Origin of the sequence: Sphingopyxis solisilvae, from assembly GCF_015475875.1 — a bacterium.
GTDB classification, from domain to species: Bacteria; Pseudomonadota; Alphaproteobacteria; order Sphingomonadales; family Sphingomonadaceae; genus Sphingopyxis; species Sphingopyxis solisilvae.
Genome location: NZ_JADKYM010000010.1, coordinates 103,362 through 126,749, shown reverse-complemented (window position 1 = coordinate 126,749; position 23,388 = coordinate 103,362). Strand labels below are relative to the sequence as shown.

The following is a 23,388-nucleotide window of genomic DNA, read 5'->3' as shown; positions in this document are numbered from 1 at the left end:
TCAGCTTGCCAAACCGGCATCACCCCGCCATCGCCCTCCCATGCTCGCCCGCATCTTCCCCGACCGCTTCGTCCCGATCCTGCTGGCGACGATCCTGCTCGCCAGCCTGCTGCCGGTGCGCGGGGCGGCGGTGCCCGTGGCGCACGGGGTATCGACCGCGGCGATCGTGCTGCTGTTTTTCCTCAATGGCGTCCGTCTGCCCCGCGACGAGGTGCTGCATGGCATCCGCAACTGGAAATTGCAGGGCAGTGCGCTCGCCTTTTGCTTTGGTGTCATGGCGCTGCTCGGGCTCGGCGCGCAGTTTGCGACTGCACCGCTGCTGCCCGCGACGCTGGCGCTCGGTTTCCTGTTCCTCGGCATCCTGCCCTCGACCGTCCAGTCGGCGACCGCGGCGAGTTCGATGGCAGGCGGCAATGTTGCCGCCAGCGTGGTTGCCGCGGCGCTGCTGAACCTGATTGGCGTGATTGCCGCGCCGCTGCTGTTCGCGGCGCTGGCGGGCAGCGCCGGAGAGATCAGCGGTGCGGCGGCGCTGCGCATCGCCCTGATCCTGTTGCTGCCATTCATCGCGGGGCAGTTCGCACAACGCTGGTTGCGGCCATGGGTGCTGAAGCACAAGGGACTGACAACCGCGATGGACCGGACCGCGATCGCGGTCGCCGTCTATGTCGCTTTTTCGGCAGCGGTGGTCGCGGGGATATGGGACCAGCTTGCTGGCCGCGAGATCGCGATCGTGTTCGGCGCCGTCGCCATCCTGCTGGCGCTGTCGTTCGGCGGCGCCTGGGCTTTTGGCGCGATGCTCAAGCTCGCACGCCCGGACCGCATCACCCTGCTGTTCGCGGGCGCGCAGAAAAGCATCGCGGTCGGCGCGCCGCTGGCGGCGACGCTGTTTCCGCCCGCCACCGCGGGCATGGTGCTGGTCCCGATCCTCGTCTATCATATGGCGCAACTGATCCTGTCGGCATGGATCGCGCCGGCCTTGGCAAGGCAACCAACAGGTGTAGTGCTTGAATAACACAGAGACGCATGCCATATAGGCAGGCGGCACGGGGCTGGAAGGAAGACGAATGAGCGAGCAGACCGCGACGGCAACCGCAACCGACGAGCTGAAGCTGACCCCGCCCGACCCGGTGCACGCGGTGGCGCCCGAAAAGGCCGCGGGGCTGGTGCCGCTGTCGGGCGAGCAGAAATCGAAGCTGGAAGAGCGCGTCGATGGCTTTATCGACGATCTGGTCGCGCAGGACGTCAACTCGCCCGCCTTTGGCCAAAAGGTCGACCAGATCACCAATATGGGCCGCAAGGAAATGCTGGAGGCGGCGAACCAGTCGAACCGCTTCCTCGACCGCCCGATCAAGGCGATGGACCGCGACAGCGACATCGGCATGAACCTGATCGAACTGCGCAACACCGTCGAACGGCTCGACCCGTCGGCGAACGGCAAGCTGCTGACCAAGCGTGGTTTCCTCGACAAGATATTGGGCAATCGCGTCACCAATTATTTCGCCCAATATCGCAGCGCCCAGTCGCATATCTCGGGCGTGCTGACCGCGCTGGCCAACGGCAAGGACGAGCTGCTGATGGACAATGCCGCGATCGACGTCGAGCGGCGGAAATTGTGGGAGGCGATGGGCAAGCTGGAACAGATGGTCCACATCGCCCAGACGCTCGACGCCAAACTCGAAGCGAAGGCCGAGGAACTCGACAGCAGCGACCCCGCGAAAGCCAAGGTGCTGCGCGAAAATGCGCTGTTCTATGCGCGCCAGCGGACGCAGGATCTGCTCACCCAGATGGCAGTGACGGTGCAGGGCTATCTCGCGCTCGACCTGGTCAAGAAGAACAATGTCGAACTGGTGAAGGGGGTCGATCGCGCCAGCACCACCACCGTCGGCGCGCTGAAAACCGCGATCACCGTCGCGCAGGCGATGACCAACCAGAAGCTGGTGCTCGAACAGATCACCGCGCTCAACACCACCACCGCCAACATCATCGACGGCACGTCGAAGATGCTGAAGGACAATACCGCGCGCATCCACGAACAGGCGGCGTCGAGCACGATCCCGATGGAAACGCTGCAACGCGCCTTCCAGAATATCTATGACACGATGGACGCGATCGACACCTTCAAGCTGAAGGCGCTCGACAGCATGAAGACCACCGTCAACACGCTGGAGGGCGAGGTCGCCAAGTCGAAGGGCTATATCGCGCGCGCCGAAGGGGCAAGCCAGGCGCAGGCGAGCGTCGGCGGCGCCGAGAGCCCGCTCGCGTCGCTCGAAGGATGACGATGAGCGAGGTCGACAAGGTCAGTGCGCTCGGCAACGCCGCGATCGAACGGTCGCGCGAACGCCGCCGCCCGATCGGTACCAAAAGCGTCGCGCTGCGCCGCCAGCATCTGTTCAAGAAGCTGGGGCGGGTACTGATCGCGGGCGGCGTCGTGCTGCTGGGCGCCGCGCTGTTCGGGGCGCTGATCCAGCCGCTGGGGTTCACGGGGCTGCTGGCGCTGTTCGTGCTCCTGATCGGGGTCGCGGCGCTGTTCGGGCGGACGCCCTTTCCCGAACCGCGCCAGGCCGATCTGCCGAAGACCGACCTGAAGCAGCTCGCGGGGCGCACCGAAATCTGGCTGGAGGCGCAGCGCCCGATGCTGCCCGCCCCGGCGAGGCAGCTGGTTGACGGCATCGGCGTCCAGCTCGACCTGCTCGCGCCGCAGCTCCAGACGCTTGATCCGCAAGAACCCGCGGCGGCGAACATCCGCAAGCTGGTCGGCGAAGACCTGCCCGAACTGGTTGCGGGCTATCAGCGCATCCCCGCCGGGCTGCGCGGCGAAGCGCATGCCGGACGCACCCCCGACGAGACTTTGGTCGGCGGCCTGAAGATGCTCGAAGCCGAGATCGGCAACGCCGCGCGCAGTCTGGCCGCAGGTGAGCTCGACAAGCTGGCGACGCGCGAACGCTATCTGCAGCTGAAATATCAGGGCATCGACGGCGAAGACAGCACCGCCCGCCCGTACTGACGCCGGTTTCGGGGTTAAAGTCGCTTGCCGGGAAGGTGGATGCCCCGTGAGGATTCGAACCTCAATAGACGGAATCAGAATCCGTAGTCTTACCATTAGACGACGGGGCAATGAGGCGGGCGCAATATGATTGCGTGGCGTTCGTGTCAAGACCGGCGGGACGGGGCGAACGAGTCCGCTTGCCCTGCCGCATTTCGTCGCTAGCATCGCGTCATAACAATCGGTGCCGCGCCGCGGACGCCGGGAGGAGTGGACTGATGCGTCATGTCGCGATCGTTGGGTCGGGTCCCGCAGGCTATTACACCGCCGAAGCGTTGCAAAAGGCGGGCGACATCGCGATCGACGTCATCGACCGGCTGCCCGTCCCCTATGGCCTGATCCGCACCGGGGTGGCCCCCGACCATCAGTCGATCAAGGCGGTGTCGCGGCGGTACGAGGGCGTCGCCCTGACCGACAATGTCCGCTTCGTCGGCCATGTCGCGGTCGGCAGCGACGTGACGATCGACGAACTGACCGCGCTGTACGACGCGGTCGTGCTGGCGACCGGGGCGCCGAACGACCGGCCGCTCGATATTCCCGGCGCCGACCTGCCCGGTGTCATCGGCAGCGCGGCCTTTGTCGGCTGGTACAACGGCCATCCCGATTTCGCGGCGCTGAACCCGCCGCTCGATACGGCGGGGGTCGCGGTGATCGGCAACGGCAATGTCGCGCTCGACGTCGCGCGGATCCTCGCCAAGACGCCGCAAGAGTTTGCGGGCAGCGACATCGTTGCGCATGCGCGGGCGCAGCTGGCGACAAGCGCGGTGCGGCATATCCATATCCTCGGCCGCCGCGGGCCGCACCAGATTGCGATGACGCCGAAGGAGCTGGGCGAGCTGGCGCATCTGGAACGCGCCAGCCCGCGCGTCGACCCCGCCGACCTGCCGCCCGAGGGCGACGACGCGCTGCTCGAACCCGGGATGCGCAAGTCGGTGACGCATCTGCGCAGCTTTGCGGCCAACCCCGTCGCCAAGCCGGTGACGATCGATTTCGATTTTTTCGCGATGCCGGTGGCGATCGAGGGTGAAAGTAAAGCGCAGCGCGTGATCGTCGAGCGTACCCGGCTCAACGACGACCTGCGCAGCCACGGCACCGGCGAAACCTATGCGATCGATGCGGGGCTGGTGGTGAGCTGCATCGGTTACCAGACGCCGCCGATCCCCGGTGTGCCCTATGAACATGGCCGCGGCCGCTTTGCGAGCGACGAGGGGCGCATCCTGCCCGGGCTTTATTGTGTCGGGTGGGCGCGGCGCGGGCCGTCGGGGACGATCGGCACCAACAAGCCCGACGGCGCGCGGATCGCCGAACTGGTGCTGGACGATGTCGGGCGCGGCGCGGGCAAGGCCGGACGCCCGGGGCTCGACGCGTTGCTGGCGAGCCGCGGGGTGGCGCCGGTGACCTTTGCCGACTGGCGGCGGATCGAGGCGGCCGAAGTCGCAGCGGCGCTCGACGGCAACCCGCGCGAGAAATTCACCAGCGTCGAGGCGATGCTGGAGGCGATCGGGCGGTGACGCCCGCAGACGGCAAAGCGCGTTGAAGGACCGCGTCCGCACGGCGCTGCGCTGGCTGCTGGCGGTCGCTTATGGCTATGCCGGCTGGGCGCATCTGGCGCGCCCGGCTCCGTTTCTGGCGATCACCCCGCCGTGGGTGCCGCAACCCGAACTGGTCGTCGCCGTCACCGGGGTGGCCGAGATATTGGGCGCGATCGGCCTGATGATCCCGCGGTTGCGCAAGGCGGCGGGTTGGGGCCTGGCGCTCTACGCGCTGTGCGTCTGGCCCGCCAATGTCCACCACGCGCTCGCGAATATCGCGATCGGCGGCGAGACCTTGAGCTGGTGGTACCACGGCCCGCGGCTGGCGTTGCAGCCGGCGATCATCTGGTGGGCGCTGTGGGCGAGCGGGGCGGTGGAGTGGCCGTTTAAGGTACGCAAAACCTGATCCGTCATTGCGACCCCGGCGAAAGCCGGGGAAAGCAATCCAGAGCGGGTTTACGCTACTCTGGATTGCCGCGTCGCCTTCGGCTCCTCGCAATGACGAGGTTCCTTATTTCACCACCGGCGTCTCGACGGGCGACTGCCCCTTCTGGTTGGCCGCATAGGCTTCGTTCGCCTTCAGCACGCGCAGCATGTTACCGCTCGCGATCTTTTCCAGCTCGGCCTGCGTGTAACCGCGCCGCGCCAGCTCGGCAAACAGCGCCGGATAACCTGTGACATCCTCCAGCCCGACGGGGACCGCGTCCATCCCGTCATAATCGCCGCCCAGCCCGATATGGTCGACGCCGATCGTCTTTTTAATATGGTCGATATGATCGGCCACCAGCCCCAGCGGGGTCGACGGCGGCGGGTTGGCAGCATCCCACGCCTTCAGCGCTGTCGCCGCGCCATCGGGATTGCCCAGATACAGCGTGTCGAGCCGCGCCCGCTCGGCCGTCCGCGTCAGGCCGTGGGCGCGCAAATTGGGATCGACGAACGCGGCGTAGAATACCACCATGATCACGCCGTCATTGGCCTTGACCGCGGGCAACACGCTGTCGGGGACGTTGCGCGGATGGTCGTTGACCGCGCGCACCCCCGAATGGCTGAACATCACCGGTGCCTTCGAAACCTCCAGCGCATCCTTCATCGTCGCTTCGCTGACGTGGGAAAGATCGACGATCATGCCGAGCCGGTTCATTTCCTGCACGACCTGGCGCCCGAAATCGGTGAGCCCGTCATGCTTCGGCGCGTCGGTCGCGCTGTCGGCCCATGGCACATTCTTGCCATGGGTCAGCGTCATGTAGCGCACCCCCATGCCGAACATTTCGCGCAGCACGGCGAGCGAGGAGCCGATCGACTGGCCACCCTCGATCCCCAGCATCCCGGCAATCTTGCCCGCCTTCATCTGGCTTTGGAGTTCGGTTGAATTGTAAGCCAGCGACAGGTCGGCGGGGTAGCGCGCGATCAGCCGCTTTGCGACGTCGATCTGTTCAATGGTCTGCTGTACCGCCAGCTGCTCGTTGGTGTTCGACGGCACATAGACCGACCAGAATTGCGCCCCAACGCGCCCCTGGCGCAGGCGCTGGATGTCGGTGTGCATCACCGTTCCGTCGGGCTTTGGCTTGGTCGTGTCGCGAAAGTCGAAGTTGTTGATGACATTGCCGACCTGCCCGCGCAGTTCCCACGGCACGTCATTATGTCCGTCGAACACCGGCGCGCGCTGGAGCGCGGCTTCGGCAACGGCCTCGGGCGATTTCTGCGCGGCGGCGGGGGTGGTGATGAGGGCGAGAGCGGCAAGGCCGGCGAGCAGGATGGGCTTGTTCATGGGGCGCGACCTTAAGTGCTTGGACGGAAGGCGCAACCCCGCAACGCAGCTGCGCGGCCGACAGGTCGCGCTATATTGATCTCACACAAAGACACAAAGATGGCGGTTTGCTCGCGCGAGGGAGCCGCCATCTTTGTGTCTTTGTGTGAGACATTCTCCTTGCAGCTTCGCTGCGAAGGACCGACCTTGACGTTTACGTCAACCGTGCGCAGCATCGCCCGATGACAGCTTTCGACGACTGGCGCGCGCGTTCGCCCTATTATGACGAGACCCATGAAGCGCTGGCCCAGAGCGTCCGCCGCTTCGTCGAGCGCGAGATAGCGCCGCATATCGACCGCTGGGAGGCCGAGGGCGAGCTGCCGCGCGAATTGCACAAGAAAGCTGCCGAGGCGGGCATCCTCGGGCTGCGCTATCCCGAACAATATGGCGGCCACAGCGAAGGCTTCGACAATTTCCATGGGCTGGTTCTGACCGAGGAACTCGCCGCGGTCGGCGCAGGCGGACTGGGCGCGTCGCTGATGACGCATGGGATCGGGCTGCCGCCAATCCTCGCGCTGGGGTCCGAGGAGCTGAAACAGCGCGTCGCGCCGCCGGTGCTTAGCGGCGACAAGATCATCGCGCTCGGCATCACCGAGGCCGGCGGCGGCAGCGATGTCGCGAACCTCAAAACCACCGCGGTCAGAGACGGCGATCACTACGTCGTTAACGGCGGCAAGATGTTCATCACGTCGGGGATGCGCGCCGACTGGCTGACCTGCGCGGTGCGCACCGGCGGGCCGGGCGCGGCGGGCATCTCGCTGCTGCTGATCGACATGGACAGCCCCGGCGTCGAACGCACAAGGCTCGACAAGATGGGCTGGCGGTGCAGCGATACCGCCGCCATCCACTTCAGCGACGTGCGCGTCCCGGCAGAAAACCTGATCGGCCCCGAAAACGGCGGCTTCATCGGCATCATGCGCAATTTCAACAGCGAGCGGCTCGGCATGGCGATGGGCTGCTGCGCCTATGCGCGCGTCGCGATGGCCGAGGCGGCGGAGTGGGCGCAGAACCGCGAAACCTTTGGCAAACCCCTCGTCGGCCACCAGTCGATCCGCATCAAGCTCGCCGACATGGAGCGCCAGATCGAGGCGACGCAGGCGTGGGTCGACCTGTGCGCCTGGCAGGTGAAAAACGGCAAGGACCGCCCCGCCGACTTCGCGATGCTGAAGGTACAGGCAACGCGGATGCTGGAGAGCGTCGCGCGCGAGGCCGCGCAGGTGCTGGGCGGCGCAAGCTATATCACCGGCAGCAAGGTCGAGCGCATCTACCGCGAGGTGCGTGTCAACGCCATTGGGGGAGGCAGCGAGGAAATCATGCTCGACCTTGCGGGGCGGCAATTATTCGGGGGGCGGAAGGCGAGATGATTCTTGCTTTCCCGGCCCGCGTGGATCCCGTCGAATAGCCCATATCAAGGTTGCTGTTGAACCGATAATAGCGGCAACGCCGGTGCAAGCCGCCGCGAAGCCAGCTCCGTCAAATGCTAGCTGGATCATCGACTGCTCCTCTTCGCGGCTAGCTGCATTGGGCGATCGAACAGCCCTTGCTGCGCATCGCTTTGCAATTGAGTGAGCGCCTTCTCCCAATTTTCAACTAGCGTCCGACGACGCTTCCACGCGAGACGCCGGCCCGGGGTATCTGCCTCGACACGAAGCCTAGCGACACCTCTCAATGCAGGAGGCTGATGGTGAAGCGGCAGCGGCACAAAGTAGTCTGCGCCAGAGTTCTCAAATACGTAGGGACGTTCCTCGCTGACCAGCGCATATGCCGCATCATAGGCGAGCTTGGTCAATCGCCCACCATCGTCCCGCTCTGAAACCTGATAAAGCCCAGCCGGATCGAGCGGCATCAGCGGTTCGGCATCCATCTCGGCGCCTTCGAATAGCCAAGGCTCGTAGTAGATGGCGCCAATCTGTTTTAACTGAGCGACCCGCTCCCAGAATTTTGTCCAATCATATCCGCCACCTTTGCGGCTCTCGGATACGTGGCGCAGGGCCCAATCTCCCCCGGCGCTTTGATATGTTCCTTCCTCCAACGCCCACACCGCATGGACGCCGACCTGCGCAACTTTGCGCGAAACGACTTCAGAGTTGGCATGACTGCCGTTGCGGAGACTGGCGATCGGAACGCCGAAGGTGGCATCAGTGTCGACCATGCCATACAAGTCCACAAGCATGCGTAGCAGCATAGCGTCGCCGGTCTCACGAACTCGCCGGAAAATCGGGTTCTCCCCCTTCAACCCCGTCAGCGCTTGTACCGGAAGAAAAATTGGCTCAGCTTCCAACGGCAGCGTCGGCAACTCGTACTGAGGGGACAAACGGGTAGAATTTTCCGTGTGCTTGATCAAGCTGCCACCAATCAGTTCGTCAATCGCGTGCTTTGCGCGCGGCTTACCGATACCAAGATATTGCTCACACGCTGAAGCAGACCATTTTGTCAGCCGATGGTCACTACCGGTACCGGCCAGCAACGTAAAATAGGTAAGAACCAGGTTGAGGCGGTTAGTGGTAGGGACGCTCCAGAGCGCCTCCCAAACATCGCGGCCGATGGCAAAAAAGCTACTGCCTTTGCCTTCCCCCCGACGCCGTTTTTCGGGCTGCAAGATTTGATTTGACGCAGTTGCCGAGCTCATCACATATGCGCCGTAGCACATCAAAACGACCCCATCAAGGTTATTAAGGTGATCTAGGTTCTCAAGAGCTACGGAATTAATCAAGGTTATCAAACCATCGGATCGATCGCGGCATCCGCCGCGAAACGCGGGCTTCTAATACAGCAGCCATCATCCCCTCGACACGGGCTGGGCTTCGCGGCACATTCGCCGCATGGACACCCAAACACATAGCTGGCCCGCCGAGGCCGAAACGCTGCTCGACGACCTGGTCGACCTGCGCCGCGCGATCCACCGCGAGCCTGAACTCGGGCTGCAAAACCCCAAGACGCTTGCGAAGATCAAACAGGCGCTCGCCGGGCTGCCGCTGGAATTTCGCGAGGGGCCGTCGACGACGGGGCTGGTCGCGATCCTGCGCGGGGGCTTGGCGGGGAATGGGGGCAACGCGCGCACCGTCCTGCTGCGCGGCGACATGGATGCGTTGCCGCTGGTCGAGGATACGGGGCTCGACTTCAGCTCCGAAACCACCGGCGCGATGCATGCGTGCGGGCATGACACGCATGTCGCGATGCTGGTTGGCGCGGCGAAGCTGCTGTGCGCGGCGCGCGACCGGCTGCCCGGCACGGTGATGTTCATGTTCCAGCCGGGCGAGGAAGGCCATCATGGCGCGCGCTTCATGTTGGACGACGGGATCATCGACCCGCTGCCCGACGCGGCGTTCGCGCTCCACATCATGCCCAATGCGCCGCACGGGATTTTCGCATCGCGCGCCGGACCGCTGCTCGCTTCATCCGATGTCCTGTCGATCACCGTCAAGGGCGCGGGCGGCCATGCGTCGATGCCGCACGATGCGGTCGACCCGATCCCGGTTGCCTGCGCCATCGTCACCGCGATCCAGACGATGGTGACGCGGCGCGTGTCGGTGTTCGATCCCGCCGTCGTGACCATCGCCAAGATCAGCGCCGGGACGACGAACAATATCATCCCCGAAACCGCCGAGCTGCTCGGCACGATCCGCACGCTGTCGCCCGAACGGCGCGCGATGGTGGCGCGCGAGCTGAAACGCCTCGCCCCCGCAATCGCGGAGGCGCATGGCTGCACCGCCGAGGTGCAGATCGACGAGGGCTTTCCGGTCACCATCTGCGACAGCCGCGCGGTCGCGTTCGGCCAGTCGGTCGTCGAGGCGACGTTCGGCGAGGCGGCGTGGCTGACGATGGATCATCCGGTGATGGGCGCCGAGGATTTCTCTTATGTGCTCGAAAAAGTGCCCGGCGCGATGTTCTGGCTGGGCGCGAGCGCGGAGGGCAGCGACTGGCGCGCCTGCTGCGGGCTGCACTCGAACCGCATGGTGCTGGACGAAAAAGTGATGGCACGCGGCGCGGCGCTGCATGCGGCACTGGCCGAGCGGTTTTTGAACGAAGGGTTCAACGCATGATCAATATCATCGGCGCAATCATCTCGGGCCTGATCATCGGCGCGCTGGCGCGGTTCTTTTATCCGGGCGCGGTGCAGATGGGGTGGATCGCGACGATCCTGCTCGGCATCGGCGGCTCACTGCTGGCGGGCCTCGCAACGTCGCGCGGCCGCGGCGACTTTCACCGTGCGGGGTGCCTGGCGTCGGTGATCGGGGCGATTGTGCTGATTTTGGCCGGGCGGTTGTTGGGGGTTGGTGGGTAAGAAAAAATTATCTCACGCAAAGGCGCGAAGGCGCAAAGAAAGAAGGCGCAAAGTCAGCTTTGATGGTTGTTGACGATGCGTTTGACGCCTTCCTTAAAGGTTTCGCCGCCAAAGTTGATCAGCAACCCCAATGGCATATCTAGCAGGCGAAGGTATGTCAGGACTTGCTTGCCATGGAGCGGTGACAACCGCTCCACAGATTTCAGTTCGACCAACAGCACGCCCTCAATCAGCAAGTCCGCTCGAAATCCCTCCGGCAACTCAATCCCATCATAACGAATGGGAATCGGCACCTGCCGCTGCACATTCAGCCCGCGCCGCACCAACTGATCGGCCATGATGGCTTCATAAACCGACTCGAGCAGGCCCGGTCCCAAATTCTTGTGTAGATGAAATCCGCAATCGACGGTGACGCTGGCGATTTCTTCGATACCCACCCCGACGCATCCCCTTCTTTGCGCCTTCGCGCCTTTGCGTGAGGTTTCTTTTACGCCATCCTCACGGCACCAGCACCGTATCCACCGCCTCCGCCAGCATCTCCGGATAATCGAGCGTATAATGCAGCCCGCGGCTTTCCTTGCGATGGAGCGCGCTGCGCACGATCAGATCGGCGCATTGCAGCAGGTTGCGCAGCTCGATCAGGTCGGTGGTGACGCGGAAGTGGCCGTAATAATCCTCGACCTCGTCGGTCAGCAGGCGGATGCGGTGCTGGGCGCGCTCCAGCCGTTTGGTCGTGCGGACGATGCCGACATAATTCCACATGAAGCGGCGGATCTCGGTCCAGTTCTGCTTGATGATCACCTCTTCGTCGGAGTCGGTGACCCGGCTTTCGTCCCATGGGCGGATCGCGGGGGGCGGTTCGAGCTGGTCCCAGCGCGCGATGATGTCCTTCGCCGCGGCCTCGCCGAACACGAAACATTCGAGCAGGCTGTTCGACGCGAGGCGGTTGGCGCCGTGCAGCCCGCTTTCGGTGCATTCGCCCGCGGCATACAGCCCCGGCAGGTCGGTGCGCCCAGCAAGGTCGATCAAGATGCCGCCGCAGGTATAATGCTGCGCAGGGACCACGGGGATCGGCTGCCGGGTCATGTCGATGCCGAGCGTCAGCAGCTTTTCATAGATGTTCGGGAAATGCCTCGCGACAAAATCGGGGTCGAGGTGGCTGATGTCGAGGTGGACATAGTCGAGCCCGAAGCGCTTGATCTGGTCGTCGTTGGCGCGCGCCACGACATCGCGCGGCGCGAGTTCGGCGCGCGGGTCATAGTCGGGCATGTAGCGGTGGCCGGTTTCGGGATGCTTCAAAATGCCGCCCTCGCCGCGCACCGCCTCGGTGATCAGGAAATTCTTGACGTCGAGGTTGAACAGGCAGGTGGGGTGGAACTGCATCATTTCCATGTTCGACACGCGGCAGCCGGCGCGCCAGGCCATCGCGATGCCGTCGCCGGTCGCGCCTCTAGGGGCGGTCGAGAATTGATAGACGCGCCCGGCGCCGCCGCTGGCGAGGATCGTCGCGCGGCCGACATGCGCGTGAACCTCTCCGGTTTTTTCGTCGAGCGCATAGACGCCCCACACGCGGCCCGATCCCGAATAGCGTTCCTCGTGCCGTCCGGTGATCAGGTCAACGCACGCCTGCCCCGGCAGCAGGGTGATGTTCGGATGCGCCGCGGCTGTCTTGAGCAGCGCCGCCTGCACCGCCCAGCCCGTCGCGTCGTCGACATGGACGATGCGGCGGTGCGAATGGCCGCCCTCGCGCGTCAGGTGCAGCGCCTCGGCATCCTTGTTGAACGGGACGCCCATTTCGACGAGGCGCTCGATCGAGGCGGGCGCATTTTCGACGACGAACTCGACCGTCTCGCGCCGGTTGAGTCCGGCGCCCGCGACCATCGTGTCGTCGATATGATTTTCGAACGTATCGCCCGCGTCGAGCACCGCGGCGATCCCGCCCTGCGCCCAGGCGGTCGATCCGCCGGTCAGGTCGCCCTTGGCGAGCACGAGCACCTTGCAATGGTCGGCGAGCGCGATCGCGGCAGTGAGGCCCGCGGCACCCGAGCCGACGATGATGACGTCGTGGGGGGTGGTGTCGGTCATATCGTCAAACCCTAAGCCCGTTTCCATCGAGCGAAGCCGAGATGTGTCCGGCCCGGCTACGACGTGTCTCGACTTCGCTCGACACGAACGGACAGCCGGGGCTAGCCATTCGCCGCGCGCGTCAGGTTCAGGAACACGTCTTCCAGATCGGCCTCGCGCGTCGAGACATCGACGATGCCGTGGCCCATTGCATTCACCGCCGCGAGCACTTCGCCCGCGTTCATCCGGTCCTTGTTATAGCTGATCGCCAGCCCGCGCTCGCCCTCGCGCTCGACCTTTTCGAACGCCGGGTGCGTGGGCAGCGTGGTCACGTCGGCATCGAGCGTCACGACGACGATCTTTTCGCGCGCCATGTCGACCAGCTCGCGCGTCGGCTTGTTCGCGATCAGTCTGCCGTGGTTGATGATCGCTATGCGGTCGCACAACTCCTCGGCCTCTTCGAGGTAATGCGTCGTCAGCACCACGGTAACGCCGCGATCGTTGAGCGACTGCACATACTCCCAGAGCTGCTGGCGCAGTTCGATGTCGACCCCCGCGGTCGGTTCGTCGAGGACGATGATCGGCGGCGAATGGACCATCGCCTTGGCCACCAGCAGGCGGCGCTTCATGCCGCCCGACAGCGTGCGCGCATAGGCGTCGCGCTTGTCGGTCAGATGCACCGCGGCGAGCAAATCGTCCGAAATGCGCTTCGCCCGCGGCACGCCGTACAGCCCCGCCTGATTCTCCAGCGTCTCATAGGGCGTAAAAAAGGGATCAAAGACGATTTCCTGCGGCACGATGCCGATCGAATATTTGGCGTTGCGCGGGTCGGCGTCGATGTCGAAGCCCCAGATGCTGGCCGACCCGGCGGTCTTGTTGACCAGCCCGGCGAGGATATTGATCAGCGTCGACTTGCCCGCGCCATTGGGGCCGAGCAGCCCGAAAATCTGGCCGCGTGGGACGTCGAAACTGACATTGTCGAGCGCCTGCTTGCCGCCGGCATAGATTTTGGAGACGGCGTCGATGCGGATGGCGGCTTCGGTCATGGCGGTTGCCATAGCCGCGCGCCCGCGCATCGCAAAGGACTGATCGCAGGAACATTCGACTGGCGAGCGCGGCGTTAACCCAATGTTGGAAAGTCGCGATTAGAGGCAAGGCTGTGAGGACCAGACACACCCATAAGCCGCAGTTCGCGCTGCGCTGCGCCGCCGCCTGTGCGCTGATGACGGTTCCGGCCGGTGCGGCGCAGGCGCAACAGACCGCGCAGAGCCAGAGCGAGGCCATCGTGCTGCGCCCGCTTTCCTTCTTCAAGGTCAACGACCTCGATTTCGGTGACATCATTCCGTCGAATGTCGCGGGGACAGTGACCATCGCGCCCGACGGGTCGCGCAGCCGTACCGGCGGCGTCACGCTGGCGGGCAGCAACGGCGCTCCGGCTCGCTTCGCAGGTCTTGGCAGCTTCAACCGACAGGTGAACATCTCGCTCGGGTCGAACACGATCTTCATCACCGGCCCCGGCACCCAGATGCGCGTGCGCACCTTTGAAATCGGCAGCACCCCGACCGCGATCCTGTCGACCACGCCGACGCGTTTTCGCATCACTACCCCGCTGGGCAATTATAATTTCCCGGTCGGGGCGACGCTGGAAGTCGGCGCCAACCAGGCGCCCGGCGTCTACAACGGCACCTTCACGATCACGCTCAACTATCTTTGACTTTTGTCCTGTGGGGGGACGACGGCACCGGACGACCACAGGGTTCAACAACCCTGCCGGTGCCGTCATGACCCCAGCCTCCAGATGCTGCGCAGACCCGATTGCTCCCGCCCCGCGCGCTTGCTATGGGCGCGATCGATGACCCAGCCCGCGCCCGAAACAATCCGCACCCCGAAAACCCGCATCGCGTGCGACGGCACCGGCGACGGCCTGGCCGACGCCGCGCTCGGCCACCCGCGCGTATGGCTGGAAATCGATGCGGACCAAGGTTTTGTCGACTGCGGCTATTGCGACCGGCGTTTCATCCTGATCGGCGGGGTCGCCGATAAAGGTTGATCGTCGGCTGAACGTAAACAGCCTCTTTACCACGCCCGTGCATCAACCGCTCACGCCCCGCTGGCATAAATGTGTCAGACAGGAGCAGAATCTGTGGGGATTCGAGGGACCAGACACTGTCGGGACGCGGGACGCGGCCTGACCATCGTCGCTGCGGCGGCGGCCGCGATGCTGTGCGCATCGGCGCATGCCGCCGACACCAATGTCACCGCCAATGCGGCGGTGATTCGCCCCAACACGCTGATCAAGACCGACGATCTCGATTTCGGCACGCTGACCAGCGGCCCGACTGGCGGCACCGTGTCGGTCAACGCCGTTTCCGGTGCGCGCACCTCGACGGGCGGCGTCACGCTGGTCGGCACTGGCGCGCAGCGGGCGAGATTCCAGGGAACGGGCGGCATCTTGCTGATCACCGTGTCGGGCAGCACGTCGGTCACGCTGGCACGGGTCGGCGGCGGCGCCCCCAATATGACCGCCAGCCTCGTTCGCGCCGCGAGCACCAGCGGCGGCGGCATTGCGCTGCTGGGATCGACGCTGCTGCCCAGCGGGGTGCAGACCTATTACATCGGCGGCACGCTGACCGTCCCTGCCAACCAGCCCGCAGGCGATTACAGCGGCACCTTCACGCTCACCGTCAATTATCTCTGACAGCGGTTTGCGCGTGTGGCGCGCCGTGCCTATATCCACGGCATGACCAGTCCCACCGACCCCCGCCGCTTCCTCTATCGCGCCGACGCGCTTGATCCCGATCTGGCGCAGGCGCTGACCCGCGAGGCGCTCGCCAAAGCCGACGACGGCGAACTGTACCTGCAATATCGCGCGACCGAGAGCTTCGGGTTCGATGACGGGCGGCTCAAGACCGCCGATTATTCGACCGATGCCGGTTTCGGCCTGCGCGCCGTATCGGGCGAGATGACGGGCTTTGCCCATGCCAGCGACATCAGCGCCGGGGCGATCCGCCGCGCCGCCGAAACACTGGCGCTGCTCGACCCCGCCAGCCAGCCGCACGCCGCCCCGCCGCCGCGTACCAACCGCCATCTGTATGATGAGGCGAATCCGCTCGACCTGATCCCCTTCGCCAAGAAGGTCGCGCTGTGCCAGGAAATCGACGCCGCGGCGCGCGCGCGCGATCCGCGCATCGCGCAGGTGTCGGTGAGTCTGGCGGGCAGCTGGTCGGTGGTCGAGATCGTTCGCGCCGACGGTTTCCTCGCCACCGACATCCGCCCGCTCGTCCGCCTCAACGTCTCGATCGTGGTCGAGGAGAATGGGCGGCGCGAAAGCGGGGTTTTCGGGCTCGGCGGGCGCTATATGTACGACCATCTGTTCGAACCCGCACAGTGGAACCGCGCGATCGACGAGGCGCTGGCGCAGGCGCTGGTCAACCTGCGCGCGGTCGATGCCCCCGCCGGCGAGTTCACCGTGCTGCTCGGCCCCGGCTGGCCCGGCGTGCTGCTCCACGAAGCGGTCGGCCACGGGCTCGAGGGCGATTTCAACCGCAAGGGCACCAGCGCCTTTTCGGGCCGCATCGGCGAACGCGTCGCCGCCCCCGGCGTCACCGTGGTCGACGACGGCGCGATGGACAGCCCGGTCGGCGGCGGTCGCCGCGGCTCGCTGAGCATCGACGACGAAGGCACCCCGACCAGCGAAACGGTGCTGATCGAGGACGGCATTTTGAAGGGCTATATGCAGGACCGCCTCAACGCGCGGCTGATGGGGGTCGAACCCACCGGCAACGGACGGCGTGAAAGCTTCGCGCACGCGCCGATGCCGCGGATGACCAACACCTTCATGCGCGGGGGCAACGACGACCCCGCCGAGCTGTTGTCGCGCGTGAAGAACGGCATTTTTGCCAAGAGCTTTGGCGGCGGCCAGGTCGATATCGTGTCGGGCAAGTTCGTGTTCAGCTGCACCGAGGCGTACAAGATCGAGAATGGCAAGCTGGGCGACTCGATCAAGGGCGCGACGCTGATCGGCGACGGGCCGAGCGTGCTGACCAAGGTGATGGGGATCGGCAACGACATGGCGATCGACGAAGGCATCGGCATCTGTGGCAAGGGTGGCCAGAGCGTCCCTGCGGGGGTTGGCCAGCCGACGTTGCTGGTCAGCGGGCTGACGGTGGGCGGGACCGCGTAGCGTCCGCCGCCGATCGCGCGGCCATGCGGGCGTGGCCTGTGACCGTGCTCACTTGGCGTCGGGCCTTCTCCGGCCTATACCTGCCGCAAACATAAGGCAGAATCGGGTCGCATGAATTTTTCGCCGAAGGCACAGCCTCCGGTTGCAGGGAGGAATTTATGCGTCCGACTTTCCGTTTCGTGTCCGCCGCCGCCATCGCGGCGATGCTCGCTTCCCCGCTTGCGGCGCAGCAAAAGACCACCGGCCCCAAAGAACGATACGAGATGGACGCCGCGACGATGTCGGGCTTTGCCGCGATGGGTGGCGGCAAGGGCGGCATGGGCGGGGCGATGAGCATGATGTTCGGCGGCGGGCCCGACAATGCCATCGCGCGCCAGCTGTTCCTGCGGCTGGGATCGAACGAGGTGCCGACCGCGCCGCCGCCCAAGGGCGACCATTTCTTTTTGCCGCCCGCCAAACTCGGCAAGTCGGTGCCGCTGATCAGCCCCGAGCGCAAGACCGGCGAATATAGTCCCGATTTCGAGCGGCCGAAGGGCCGCCTGCTGCTGTACTGGGGCTGCGGCGCCAAAGCGGGGCCGGGCCAGCCCGTCATCATCGATTTCGCCAAGGTCGCGGCAGGACAGATCCCGCCGGGCCTGTTTTCGACCGCGGTCCCGGTGATCCGCGAAGTGTCGGCGGCGAACAGCCGGTCCTATATGGAATGGCCGAATGGCAAATCGGACAAGATGCCGTCGCGCGACAGCTCGCTGCTCGGCGCGCATCGAATCGCGAGCAATGTCGGCCCCGACATCAACTTCACGCTGGCGCAGGATTACATGCCCGGGTTGCAGGCTTCGACCGCGATCCAGACCGACGGGTCGGTGATGATCCGCTGGAGCCCGCTGCAAGCCGCGACGGGCTACGCCGCCTGGGCTTTTGGCGGGATGGACAAGCTGGAACGTGGCGGCGACATCATCTGGTGGTCGAGCAGCGACGCGAAGGAGTTTGGCGGCGGATTGTGGGATTGGTTGCCGCCGTCGGTCGTTGCCAACCTCGTCACCAAAAAAATCGTCATGCCGCCTTCGCAGACCAGCTGCCAGATCCCCGCCGAGGTCAAGAAGGCGTCGGGTGAGATGATGATCGGCAATCTCAACGCCTTTGGACCGGAAGCCAATTTTTCCTATCCCCCGAAACCCGCAGGCAACGCGCCATGGAATATCGACTGGACCGCCAAAGTGCGTTTCCGTTCCTATACGATGCTGATGGTTGGCGTCGATTTCGGCGGGATGGGCAGCGGCGCGACGGGCGGCGGCACCGCTGAAGCGCCCGCAAAAAAGAAGAAATGCAAAGGCCCGCTGGGCATTCCGCTACCCGACGGCGCCTGTTGACGCCGCGGCCAGTCAGCCTCTGTTCACCGGCGTCGGAGTAGCTTGGGTGCTGGGTAGGCAATGTTGAAGACCGGAGTCGAACCATGCGTCACCTGATACCGACAATCCTGGCCGCCGCGGCGGTGGCAGCCTCCCCCGCCGCGGTCGCGCGCGACAAGATCGAGCCCGAAGCGAAGCTTGCCAAGCTGCTCGAAGGGCGCATCGCGGGCGAGGCCCAGCAGTGCATCCCGCTGTCGATTGCGCGCGGCTCGCAGATCGTCGACCGAACCGCGATCGTTTACCGCGTCGGTAACACCTTGTGGGTCAACCGGCCGCGCGGTGGCGCCGAGTGGCTCGACGACGACGACATCCTCGTCACCAAGACGATCGGCAACCAGTTGTGCAGCATCGACACGGTGCAGCTGGTCGATCGCTCCAGCCATTTCTATCGCGGCTTCGTCTCGCTCGGCGAGTTCGTGCCGTATCGGCGCGTCAAGGGCGAGTGATTCCGTTTCCTCCGTCATTGCGAGGAGCCGAAGGCGACGCGGCAATCCAGGGCTTGCGTAATCCGCTCCAGATTGCTTCGCTTCGCTCGTAATGACGAACAATTCCGAAACCAGCGCCAACCCACCCCACAACTGGGCGAAGCAACTGCTCGCCTTCTGGTTCGACGCGCATGGCATGGACGACTGGTACGGCGGCGGCCCTGATTTTGACGCCGATGTGCGCGAACTGGCCGGGGACTGGCACGACGCGCTCCGCTCGCAGCCCGCCGAAACCTTCCTCACCGACCCCGACACCGCGCTCGCCGCGGCGATCCTGTTCGATCAGGTGCCGCGCAATATCTTTCGGGGTCACGCCGACGCCTTCGCCACCGACAGCCTTGCGCGCGAGATTGCGCGCGGGATCGTCGCGAAAGGGTGGGACCAGGGATGGCCCGACGAACGGCGGCAGTTTGCCTATCTGCCCTTCGAGCATAGCGAGGATATGGCCGACCAGCGCGAATCGCTGCGGCTGATGAACCAGCTCGCGGACCCGGTCTTTCACGATTATGCGCGGCAACATTTCGACATCATCGACCGCTTCGGCCGCTTCCCGCACCGCAACGATGCGCTGGGTCGCACGACCCGGCCCGAGGAGGAAGCCGCGATAGAAGAGGGCAAAAATTGGTGATAGGACGGCCCGATACGGAGACGCACCATGGCTGAATTCACCGACACGCTGACCGACAAGCACATCGCCTTCATCGAGAAACAGCCGGTCTTTTTCACCGCGACCTCCGCCGCGGACGCGCGGATCAACCTGTCACCCAAGGGCTATGCCGACAGTTTCCGAGTGCTTTCGGAAAGCCGGGTCGCCTATCTCGATCTTGGCGGGTCGGGCAACGAAACCCACGCGCACCTTGCCGCCGACGGCCGCATCACGATCATGTTCTGCGCGTTCGACCGCAGCGCGCTGATCCTGCGCATCTATGGCCGCGGTCGGCCGGTGTTGCCGCAGGACGAGGAATGGGACGCACTCGCGGCGCATTTCACCCTGCTGCCCGGCACCCGCCAGATTTTCGTCATCGATGTGGAAAGCGTCCAGACCAGCTGCGGCTGGGGCGTGCCGATGATGGAGCTACAACATGAACGCGACACGCTCCAAAAATATCACCGCCAGGCCGACCGCGCGCTGTGGGTCGAAAAGTTCAAGGAACGCGACCGCAGCATCGACGGCCTGCCGACGCGTCCGACCGACCGCTTCGTCGAAGGCGAGACCGCCTGATGCCGCTGGTCGAGCTGGTGCGCCTGCCCAATGGCGCGGAGGCCGAACTGCTGCGCGGACGGATCGAAAGCGCCGGGGTGCATGCGGTGTGCTTCGACGCCGGCATGAACATCGCCGAAAGCGTCGGGCTGATGATCCCGGTGCGGATCATGGTGCTCGACGAGGATCTGGCCGAAGCGCGCGCATTGCTGGCGGAATTTGAGAATCCCGGGAACGGCTTGGCGGCTGGAGCGCTAGACCGCTGAGACTATGATCAAAGTTGCCAGTTACAATATGCGCAAGGGCATCGGGCTCGACCGCCGCCGCGATCCCGGGCGAGTGCTGGCGGTCCTTGGAGAGCTCGACGCCGATATCGTCGCGCTGCAGGAGGCCGACCGGCGTTTCGGTACCCGCGCCAGCGCGATCCCGCCGCATATGCTGGACGAGCATAGCGATTATGTGGCGGTCGCACTCGACAACCGGCCCCATAGCATCGGCTGGCACGGCAACGCGCTGCTCGTCCGCAAGGGTGCCGAGGTCGAGGAAAGCCATGCGCTGCACCTGCCGACGCTCGAACCGCGCGGTGCGGTCGCGGCGACGGTCCGCATCGGCGACACCAGGTTGCGGGTGGTCGGCATGCACCTCGACATTTCGGGGCTGCGCCGGCGCCATCAGGCGCGCGCGATCCTGAACCATGTCGCCGAGGGCGAGGATTTGCCGACGATTTTGATGGGCGACTGCAACGAATGGCGGAACCAGGGCGGCTGCCTCCATGATTTCGGCGAGCGCCACCGGCTGGTCGACACCGGCCACAGTTTTCACAGCCGCCGCCCGGTCGCCAAGCTCGACCGCATCTTCGCCTCGCCCGATCTGGAAACGATCGACGCCGGAGTGCATCGCAGCGCGCTCGCCGCACGGGCATCGGACCATCTGCCGATCTGGGCGCGGTTCAGGGCGGCGGGATAACCGCGACAGCTTTGGACGTCCCACTTTCGGTTGGAACGCTGGGACATAGCCGATCCTCCCTGTCGCGCAGCGATGGGGAGGGGGACCACTTGCGAAGCAAGTGGTGGAGGAGGGGCCGCGACGGTCGCGCCAAAGCCCCTCCGTCAGCGCTTCGCGCTGCCACGTCCCCATGACTGCGTCACAGGGAGGACCAATGGCCGAAACCAGCCATTTCCCATGTCCGATAAGCCCATCACAAGTGAACCGCACTGCCTAAATTTTAGGCAATTCCTTGCCTCCATTGCCCAGCAAACGACCGATTCTTTGCCATTGACCTCCCAAGTCGTCACAAAATGTTAATTTTTCTGCCCCGCGCGCAATCTGGCACGGCTGTTGCACTGCAACATGGTGCCATAAACAAAAGGGGGCATCATGAAATTGATCCTGGCCATCATCAAACCATTCAAGCTGGACGAGGTCCGCGAAGCGCTGACCGGTCTGGGTATCGCCGGTATGACCGTGACCGAGGTCAAGGGGTTCGGGCGGCAAAAGGGGCAAACCGAAATCTACCGCGGCGCCGAATATGCCACCAACATGGTGCCGAAGGTGAAGATCGAGCTCGTCTGCGACGACGCGCTCGCGCCGCGGGTGGTCGAAACGCTCCAGCAAAGCGCCGGCACCGGTTCGATCGGCGACGGCAAGATTTTCGTGCTCGATGTGGGTCAGGCGGTGCGAATCCGCACCGGCGAAACCGGCGAGGCGGCACTGTGATGACGAAGGGGGAAGCAATGAACTTCATGACAAAGACGGCGGCGACCGCGGGGGCCGCCGGCCTCGCGCTGTTCGCCGCAATGCCCGTGTGGGCGCAGGAAGCCGCGGAGGCGGCGACCGAAGTGGCCGAAGAAACAGTCACGGCCGTAGTCGACAAGGGCGATACCGCCTGGATGATCGTCGCGACCATATTGGTAATGGCGATGATCGTCCCTGGCCTCGCGCTGTTTTATGGTGGCCTTGTCCGCACCAAGAACATGGCGTCGGTGCTGACCCAGATCATCGCCGTGGCCAGCCTCGCGATGATCCTGTGGGTGATCTACGGATTCGGCCTGTCGTTCGGCGGCGACGCCAACCGGTTTATTTCAACGGGCAAATTCTTCCTGGCCGGAGTCACCCAGGACACGACGGCGGCGACCTTTTCGGAAGGTTTCGAAATTCCCGAATTCGTCTTTATCGCATTCCAGATGACCTTCTCGGCGATCACCGTCGCCCTGGTGCTTGGCGGTCTTGTCGAACGCATGAAGTTTTCGGCGGTGATGGTTTTTGCCGTCATCTGGCTGACGATCGTCTATTATCCGATCGCGCATATGGTGTGGTACGAAGGCGCCGACGAGGCGACGACCGGGCTGATCTTTGGCTGGGGCGCGCTCGATTTTGCGGGCGGCACCGTCGTTCACATCAACGCGGGCATCGCGGCATTGGTCGGCTGTTTCATCATCGGCAAACGCACCGGTTACCAGAAAGAGATCATGGCGCCGCACTCGCTGACCATGACCTTGATCGGCACCGGGCTGCTGTGGGTGGGCTGGTTCGGCTTTAACGCCGGGTCGGCGCTCGAAGCCAACGGGTCGGCCGGACTTGCGCTGATCAACACCTTCACCGCCACCGCCGCCGGTGTCCTGTTCTGGATGCTCACCGAACGCGCACTCGGCCACAAGGGTTCGCTGCTCGGCGCCTGTTCGGGGGCGATCGCCGGCCTGGTCGCGGTCACGCCGGCCGCGGGTAACGCGGGTCCGTTCGGCGCGATCCTGCTCGGCGCGATTGCCGGGGTCGTCTGCTGCTGGTTCGTGATGAAGATCAAGCCCAAGCTCGGCTTCGACGATTCGCTCGACGTGTTCGGCATCCATGGCCTCGGTGGCATCATCGGATCGGTCCTGACCGCCTTCACCATGCTGACCGCGCTCGGCGGGCCGGCGGGCGACGATTATGTCCTTGGCACCCAGCTGTGGATCCAGGTCAAGTCAGTCCTCGTCGCGATCCTGTGGTCGGGCGTCGGTTCGGCCATCGCCTTCTATATCGCCAAACTGGTCACCGGCGGCCGCGTCGCCGAAGAGGTGGAGCGCGAAGGGCTCGACCTCGGCGAGCATGGCGAACGCGCCTATAATTATTGACGAGACAGGATACCCGTCGCCGCACGTCTCTCTCCTTTCAAAAGACGGCGGCGGGGTCCTCACCGGGTTCCTCCTGCGAACCACTGGCCGGGGCGTATGTCCCGGCCATTTTTTGTCCGTTGGCGACCCGTCGAAACAGCCGGATCGGACCTGTGCGCCACCACGCTGCGGTGCACAATAAACAGGCAGGCTTGCCGCAAATTTAGGCCTTCCCAACATGACATTAATATGGCATTCATTGCGTCAACAGTTTCAGGAGGGGAGAGCCTGAA

General features: G+C 64.7%; 25 protein-coding genes and 1 tRNA gene. 20 read left to right on the top strand and 6 right to left on the bottom strand.

Going from position 1 to position 23,388, the window contains the following annotated elements; translation table 11 throughout:
- Positions 1 to 40: 40 nt before the first annotated feature.
- Genes IR187_RS09415 through IR187_RS09405 form a run of 3 tightly spaced genes read left to right on the top strand, consistent with a single transcriptional unit; the run spans position 41 to position 3,004 of the window.
- The gene (locus IR187_RS09415; RefSeq protein ID WP_194954345.1) at positions 41 to 1,012 is read left to right on the top strand and encodes a bile acid:sodium symporter family protein; all 972 of its coding nucleotides are present in this window, start codon (positions 41 to 43) and stop codon (positions 1,010 to 1,012) included.
- A 52-nt stretch (positions 1,013 to 1,064) separates the two neighbouring features.
- Entirely contained in the window at positions 1,065 to 2,276 is a 1,212-nt protein-coding gene (locus tag IR187_RS09410; protein WP_194954344.1) for a toxic anion resistance protein, read from the top strand.
- A 2-nt stretch (positions 2,277 to 2,278) separates the two neighbouring features.
- Positions 2,279 to 3,004, top strand: coding sequence for a hypothetical protein (locus IR187_RS09405; RefSeq protein WP_228765688.1), 726 nt, complete (start codon positions 2,279 to 2,281; stop codon positions 3,002 to 3,004).
- Between the two features lie 36 nt (positions 3,005 to 3,040).
- Here IR187_RS09405 and IR187_RS09400 read toward each other — a convergent pair.
- Positions 3,041 to 3,114, bottom strand: a tRNA-Gln gene (locus IR187_RS09400).
- A gap of 147 nt (positions 3,115 to 3,261) precedes the next feature.
- Here IR187_RS09400 and IR187_RS09395 point away from each other — a divergent pair.
- Positions 3,262 to 4,554: an FAD-dependent oxidoreductase gene (locus IR187_RS09395; protein WP_194954342.1), complete on the top strand. Its 1,293-nt coding sequence runs from the start codon at positions 3,262 to 3,264 to the stop codon at positions 4,552 to 4,554.
- A gap of 22 nt (positions 4,555 to 4,576) precedes the next feature.
- Positions 4,577 to 4,981, top strand: coding sequence for a DoxX family protein (locus IR187_RS09390; RefSeq protein WP_194954341.1), 405 nt, complete (start codon positions 4,577 to 4,579; stop codon positions 4,979 to 4,981).
- Positions 4,982 to 5,086: 105 nt separating this feature from the next.
- Here IR187_RS09390 and IR187_RS09385 read toward each other — a convergent pair whose 3' ends face one another.
- Entirely contained in the window at positions 5,087 to 6,343 is a 1,257-nt protein-coding gene (locus IR187_RS09385; RefSeq protein ID WP_194954340.1) for a dipeptidase, read from the bottom strand.
- A gap of 221 nt (positions 6,344 to 6,564) precedes the next feature.
- Between IR187_RS09385 and IR187_RS09380 the strand changes: the two genes are divergently transcribed.
- The gene (locus IR187_RS09380; RefSeq protein WP_194954339.1) at positions 6,565 to 7,746 is read left to right on the top strand and encodes an acyl-CoA dehydrogenase family protein; all 1,182 of its coding nucleotides are present in this window, start codon (positions 6,565 to 6,567) and stop codon (positions 7,744 to 7,746) included.
- 125 nt (positions 7,747 to 7,871) lie between these two features.
- Here the strand turns inward: IR187_RS09380 and IR187_RS09375 are convergent, their stop codons facing one another.
- A complete protein-coding gene (locus tag IR187_RS09375) occupies positions 7,872 to 9,011 on the bottom strand; it encodes a hypothetical protein (protein WP_194954338.1) in 1,140 nt (379 codons plus the stop codon).
- Positions 9,012 to 9,204: 193 nt separating this feature from the next.
- On the opposite strand from IR187_RS09375, the gene IR187_RS09370 reads away from it, so the two are divergent.
- Positions 9,205 to 10,425 carry a M20 metallopeptidase family protein gene (locus IR187_RS09370; protein WP_194954337.1) on the top strand — a complete coding sequence of 407 codons (1,221 nt, stop codon included), beginning with the start codon at positions 9,205 to 9,207 and terminating at the stop codon, positions 10,423 to 10,425.
- On the top strand, positions 10,422 to 10,667 hold the full coding sequence (locus tag IR187_RS09365) for a GlsB/YeaQ/YmgE family stress response membrane protein (RefSeq protein WP_194954336.1): 246 nt from the start codon (positions 10,422 to 10,424) through the stop codon (positions 10,665 to 10,667). Before IR187_RS09370 ends, IR187_RS09365 begins: the two co-directional genes overlap by 4 nt.
- Before the next feature lie 53 nt (positions 10,668 to 10,720).
- Here IR187_RS09365 and IR187_RS09360 read toward each other — a convergent pair whose 3' ends face one another.
- From IR187_RS09360 to IR187_RS09350, 3 genes are all read right to left on the bottom strand, one after another.
- Positions 10,721 to 11,104 carry a GxxExxY protein gene (locus IR187_RS09360; RefSeq protein ID WP_194954335.1) on the bottom strand — a complete coding sequence of 128 codons (384 nt, stop codon included), beginning with the start codon at positions 11,102 to 11,104 and terminating at the stop codon, positions 10,721 to 10,723.
- A 61-nt stretch (positions 11,105 to 11,165) separates the two neighbouring features.
- Entirely contained in the window at positions 11,166 to 12,752 is a 1,587-nt protein-coding gene (gene nadB, locus IR187_RS09355; RefSeq protein WP_194954334.1) for an L-aspartate oxidase, read from the bottom strand.
- 101 nt (positions 12,753 to 12,853) lie between these two features.
- A complete protein-coding gene (locus IR187_RS09350) occupies positions 12,854 to 13,777 on the bottom strand; it encodes an ABC transporter ATP-binding protein (RefSeq protein WP_194954333.1) in 924 nt (307 codons plus the stop codon).
- A 113-nt stretch (positions 13,778 to 13,890) separates the two neighbouring features.
- Here IR187_RS09350 and IR187_RS09345 point away from each other — a divergent pair, with 113 nt between their 5' ends.
- From IR187_RS09345 to IR187_RS09290, 12 genes are all read left to right on the top strand, one after another.
- Positions 13,891 to 14,445: a DUF4402 domain-containing protein gene (locus IR187_RS09345; RefSeq protein WP_324187676.1), complete on the top strand. Its 555-nt coding sequence runs from the start codon at positions 13,891 to 13,893 to the stop codon at positions 14,443 to 14,445.
- Positions 14,446 to 14,583: 138 nt separating this feature from the next.
- Positions 14,584 to 14,781 (top strand): zinc-finger domain-containing protein, encoded by a 198-nt coding sequence (locus IR187_RS09340; protein ID WP_194954332.1) that lies wholly within the window; start codon positions 14,584 to 14,586, stop codon positions 14,779 to 14,781.
- Positions 14,782 to 14,949: 168 nt separating this feature from the next.
- A complete protein-coding gene (locus IR187_RS09335; RefSeq protein ID WP_194954331.1) occupies positions 14,950 to 15,429 on the top strand; it encodes a DUF4402 domain-containing protein in 480 nt (159 codons plus the stop codon).
- A gap of 42 nt (positions 15,430 to 15,471) precedes the next feature.
- Entirely contained in the window at positions 15,472 to 16,914 is a 1,443-nt protein-coding gene (tldD, locus tag IR187_RS09330) for a metalloprotease TldD (protein ID WP_194954330.1), read from the top strand.
- A 158-nt stretch (positions 16,915 to 17,072) separates the two neighbouring features.
- Positions 17,073 to 18,281, top strand: a complete 1,209-nt coding sequence (locus tag IR187_RS09325; RefSeq protein ID WP_194954329.1) for a hypothetical protein — start codon at positions 17,073 to 17,075, stop codon at positions 18,279 to 18,281.
- A gap of 83 nt (positions 18,282 to 18,364) precedes the next feature.
- A complete protein-coding gene (locus IR187_RS09320; protein WP_194954328.1) occupies positions 18,365 to 18,766 on the top strand; it encodes a hypothetical protein in 402 nt (133 codons plus the stop codon).
- 91 nt (positions 18,767 to 18,857) lie between these two features.
- Complete coding sequence (locus tag IR187_RS09315) at positions 18,858 to 19,433, top strand: DUF924 family protein (RefSeq protein ID WP_194954327.1); 576 nt, start codon at positions 18,858 to 18,860, stop codon at positions 19,431 to 19,433.
- A gap of 27 nt (positions 19,434 to 19,460) precedes the next feature.
- Positions 19,461 to 20,027 carry a pyridoxamine 5'-phosphate oxidase family protein gene (locus tag IR187_RS09310; RefSeq protein ID WP_194954326.1) on the top strand — a complete coding sequence of 189 codons (567 nt, stop codon included), beginning with the start codon at positions 19,461 to 19,463 and terminating at the stop codon, positions 20,025 to 20,027.
- Positions 20,027 to 20,272 (top strand): putative signal transducing protein, encoded by a 246-nt coding sequence (locus tag IR187_RS09305; protein ID WP_194954325.1) that lies wholly within the window; start codon positions 20,027 to 20,029, stop codon positions 20,270 to 20,272. Before IR187_RS09310 ends, IR187_RS09305 begins: the two co-directional genes overlap by 1 nt.
- A gap of 4 nt (positions 20,273 to 20,276) precedes the next feature.
- On the top strand, positions 20,277 to 20,972 hold the full coding sequence (locus tag IR187_RS09300) for an endonuclease/exonuclease/phosphatase family protein (protein WP_194954324.1): 696 nt from the start codon (positions 20,277 to 20,279) through the stop codon (positions 20,970 to 20,972).
- Positions 20,973 to 21,383: 411 nt separating this feature from the next.
- A complete protein-coding gene (locus tag IR187_RS09295; RefSeq protein WP_003043080.1) occupies positions 21,384 to 21,722 on the top strand; it encodes a P-II family nitrogen regulator in 339 nt (112 codons plus the stop codon).
- Between the two features lie 17 nt (positions 21,723 to 21,739).
- On the top strand, positions 21,740 to 23,116 hold the full coding sequence (locus IR187_RS09290; protein WP_194954323.1) for an ammonium transporter: 1,377 nt from the start codon (positions 21,740 to 21,742) through the stop codon (positions 23,114 to 23,116).
- Positions 23,117 to 23,388 lie beyond the last annotated feature (272 nt).

Coding starts and splice junctions, on each gene's coding strand:
- IR187_RS09385 (WP_194954340.1), bottom strand. CDS start 6,343: ATGAACAAGCCCATCCTGCTCGCCGGCCTTGCCGCTCTCGCCCTCATC.
- IR187_RS09350 (WP_194954333.1), bottom strand. CDS start 13,777: ATGACCGAAGCCGCCATCCGCATCGACGCCGTCTCCAAAATCTATGCC.
- nadB (WP_194954334.1), bottom strand. CDS start 12,752: ATGACCGACACCACCCCCCACGACGTCATCATCGTCGGCTCGGGTGCC.
- IR187_RS09335 (WP_194954331.1), top strand. CDS start 14,950: ATGCTGTGCGCATCGGCGCATGCCGCCGACACCAATGTCACCGCCAAT.
- IR187_RS09380 (WP_194954339.1), top strand. CDS start 6,565: ATGACAGCTTTCGACGACTGGCGCGCGCGTTCGCCCTATTATGACGAG.
- IR187_RS09375 (WP_194954338.1), bottom strand. CDS start 9,011: ATGAGCTCGGCAACTGCGTCAAATCAAATCTTGCAGCCCGAAAAACGG.
- IR187_RS09410 (WP_194954344.1), top strand. CDS start 1,065: ATGAGCGAGCAGACCGCGACGGCAACCGCAACCGACGAGCTGAAGCTG.
- IR187_RS09405 (WP_228765688.1), top strand. CDS start 2,279: ATGAGCGAGGTCGACAAGGTCAGTGCGCTCGGCAACGCCGCGATCGAA.
- tldD (WP_194954330.1), top strand. CDS start 15,472: ATGACCAGTCCCACCGACCCCCGCCGCTTCCTCTATCGCGCCGACGCG.
- IR187_RS09415 (WP_194954345.1), top strand. CDS start 41: ATGCTCGCCCGCATCTTCCCCGACCGCTTCGTCCCGATCCTGCTGGCG.
- IR187_RS09305 (WP_194954325.1), top strand. CDS start 20,027: ATGCCGCTGGTCGAGCTGGTGCGCCTGCCCAATGGCGCGGAGGCCGAA.
- IR187_RS09290 (WP_194954323.1), top strand. CDS start 21,740: ATGAACTTCATGACAAAGACGGCGGCGACCGCGGGGGCCGCCGGCCTC.
- IR187_RS09315 (WP_194954327.1), top strand. CDS start 18,858: ATGACGAACAATTCCGAAACCAGCGCCAACCCACCCCACAACTGGGCG.
- IR187_RS09325 (WP_194954329.1), top strand. CDS start 17,073: ATGCGTCCGACTTTCCGTTTCGTGTCCGCCGCCGCCATCGCGGCGATG.
- IR187_RS09340 (WP_194954332.1), top strand. CDS start 14,584: ATGACCCAGCCCGCGCCCGAAACAATCCGCACCCCGAAAACCCGCATC.
- IR187_RS09320 (WP_194954328.1), top strand. CDS start 18,365: ATGCGTCACCTGATACCGACAATCCTGGCCGCCGCGGCGGTGGCAGCC.
- IR187_RS09300 (WP_194954324.1), top strand. CDS start 20,277: ATGATCAAAGTTGCCAGTTACAATATGCGCAAGGGCATCGGGCTCGAC.
- IR187_RS09310 (WP_194954326.1), top strand. CDS start 19,461: ATGGCTGAATTCACCGACACGCTGACCGACAAGCACATCGCCTTCATC.
- IR187_RS09370 (WP_194954337.1), top strand. CDS start 9,205: ATGGACACCCAAACACATAGCTGGCCCGCCGAGGCCGAAACGCTGCTC.
- IR187_RS09365 (WP_194954336.1), top strand. CDS start 10,422: ATGATCAATATCATCGGCGCAATCATCTCGGGCCTGATCATCGGCGCG.
- IR187_RS09395 (WP_194954342.1), top strand. CDS start 3,262: ATGCGTCATGTCGCGATCGTTGGGTCGGGTCCCGCAGGCTATTACACC.
- IR187_RS09295 (WP_003043080.1), top strand. CDS start 21,384: ATGAAATTGATCCTGGCCATCATCAAACCATTCAAGCTGGACGAGGTC.